Origin of the sequence: Agromyces mediolanus (assembly GCF_014648575.1) — a bacterium.
Lineage (GTDB): Bacteria > Actinomycetota > Actinomycetes > Actinomycetales > Microbacteriaceae > Agromyces > Agromyces mediolanus.
Map to the genome: position 1 here is coordinate 96,733 of NZ_BMRJ01000002.1, position 2,230 is coordinate 98,962.

Below are 2,230 nucleotides of genomic sequence, written 5' to 3' on the forward strand. Positions count from 1 at the left end.
TCGAATCCCGCGCACGCCTGGGCGTGCAGCTCCAGCCGCAGCACGCCGAGTACTCCGCCATCCGCGACGCCGTCCTGCGCGTCGAGGAGCTCGGCGCCGACGTCGTCTTCAACTGGGACCACTTCTACCCCCTCTCCGGCGACCCGGATGGCCTGCACTTCGAGGGCTGGAGCATGCTCGGCGCCTGGGCCGAGCAGACCGAGCGCATCGAGTTCGGCACCCTCGTGAACTGCAACTCGTACCGCAACGCCGACCTGCAGGCCGACATGGCCCGCACCCTCGACCACGTCTCGGCGAAGGGCGGCACGGGCCGCTTCATCTTCGGCACGGGCGCCGGATGGTTCGAGCGCGACTACGACGAGTACGGCTACGAGTTCGGCACCCCCGGCACCCGGCTCGCCGCGCTCGCCGAGGCGCTGCCGCGCATCCGCTCGCGCTGGGCGAAGCTGAACCCCGCGCCGACGCGCGACATCCCGGTGATGATCGGCGGCAAGGGCGAACGCAAGACGCTGCGCATCGTCGCCGAGCACGCCGACATCTGGCACTCCTTCGTGCAGCCCGACGAGCTCGGCCACAAGCTCGACGTGCTGAAGCGCTGGGGCGACGAGGTCGGCCGCGACGTCTCGACGATCACGGTGTCGAACGAGCTGGACCGGAAGGGCGAGGACGTCGCGCACGCCGACGCGCTGTACGACGCGGGCGTGCGGCTCTTCACGATCGGCGTGTCCGGGCCCGACTACGACCTGGCGCCGGTGCGGCGCTGGCTGGAGTGGCGCGACGCCAAGAACGCCTGAGCCGGGCTCTGAGCGCGGCCGGCCGGGCCGCGCTCAGAGCAGCGGGATGCCGAGCTGCACCGTGCCGTCGGCGAACCACGTCGCGCGCAGCGTGAGGATCCCGTTCGGTGCGCTCGGATCGCTCGTCCCCATCTCGATGGCGAGGCCGTTCGGCGGGATCCGGCCGCCGCTCGTGCACGCGGTGCCGCCGCCGCCCATCCGCTCCCAGACGACGGCGAGGCAGAGTTCCCGGCCGTCGGTGCTGCGCGCACCGTAGGCGGCGACCCCGCGATCCGCCCGTTCGCCGCCGCCGTCCGAAGTGGCGATCCGGCGCAGGCTGTCGCGGTCGATGCCGGACTCGGCGTCGAAGAGCGCGGGCCGGTCGTCGAAGTCCGCCGGGCGCTGGAGCATGGCCTCCGCCCCGGAGCCCGCCACCGGCACGCCGTTCGTCCCCGTGGCGGCGGGCGCCCGGGAGAGCTGCCAGCCGACCAGGCCGCCGAGCAGGAGCCCGAAGACGGCGGCGGATGCCGCGACGAGCAGCGTACGCGAGCGGTACCAGGCGCGGGGTGCGGCGTCGGGGGGAGGGGCGGGCACGGCATCGGATGCGGCACGCGGGGCGGGCGCGGCATCCGATCCTTCCGGGGCATCCGGGTCGGGCGGGCCGTCCGACCCAGCCGGGGCATCCGCTCCCGCGTCGCGGCGACGCAGGGCGGCAAGCTCGCGCTCGGCCGCCGCGCGCTCCTCCTCGCTCGCGCCCGCGCCGTAGACGAGGCGCTCGAGCTGCGTGCGGCGTGACGCCGAGTGGTCGTCGGGCTGCGCCATGCGGACTCCGTTCTCCGGCGCGCGCCGGTGGGCTCAGCATGCCGCATCCGACGGCGGTGCGGGCGGCGGCGCTACGCTCGGCTCAACATCCGCGCTCGAGAAGGAGCCGTCATGACCCCCGAGATCAACTACTGGGCCGTTCTCCTCGCCACGCTGTCGAGCATGGTCGTCGGCTCGATCTGGTACACGCCGAAGGTCTTCGGCACCCGCTGGGCGAAGCTCGCCAAGGTCGATCTCGACGGGGCCGCCTCGAGCGCCGTCGGCGCGATCCTGGTGACCGTGCTCGTGAGCTTCATCACGGCGTGGGTGCTCGCGGGTGCGACGGCGATCGCGTGGCACTTCTACGGGGGCAACTTCCTGCTCGGCGCCCTGCTGACGGCGGGCGCGCTGTGGGCCGGGTTCACGGCCGCGCGCTTCATCACGCACGACGCCTTCGAGGGGCGGCCGCCCGCGCTCACCACGATGAACATCGCGCACGAGCTCGTGACGGTGCTCGTGATGGCGCTCATCATCGGCGTCTGGCCGCCCGCCGGCACCGTCTAGCCCTGCGCGCCTTGCGCGCCCTGCGCGCCCTGCGCGCCCCGCGCGCCCGCCAGAAGACCGAGTTGCCCGACTTTCATGAAAGTCGGGCAACT

The 2,230-nt window shown here is 73.5% G+C and carries 3 protein-coding genes; 2 read left to right on the plus strand and 1 reads right to left on the minus strand.

The genetic code is table 11. The features are described 5' to 3' along the window. Positions 1–794: LLM class F420-dependent oxidoreductase (locus IEY71_RS10260; protein ID WP_308426139.1), on the plus strand; the 794-nt coding region annotated here is incomplete at its 5' end. A gap of 33 nt (positions 795–827) precedes the next feature. On the opposite strand, the gene IEY71_RS10265 is transcribed toward IEY71_RS10260, so the two are convergent. Continuing rightward, the gene (locus IEY71_RS10265) at positions 828–1,595 is read right to left on the minus strand and encodes a hypothetical protein (protein WP_189085252.1); all 768 of its coding nucleotides are present in this window, start codon (positions 1,593–1,595) and stop codon (positions 828–830) included. Between the two features lie 111 nt (positions 1,596–1,706). On the opposite strand from IEY71_RS10265, the gene IEY71_RS10270 reads away from it, so the two are divergent. Next, on the plus strand, positions 1,707–2,138 hold the full coding sequence (locus tag IEY71_RS10270; RefSeq protein ID WP_189085253.1) for a DUF1761 domain-containing protein: 432 nt from the start codon (positions 1,707–1,709) through the stop codon (positions 2,136–2,138). Positions 2,139–2,230: the final 92 nt, after the last annotated feature.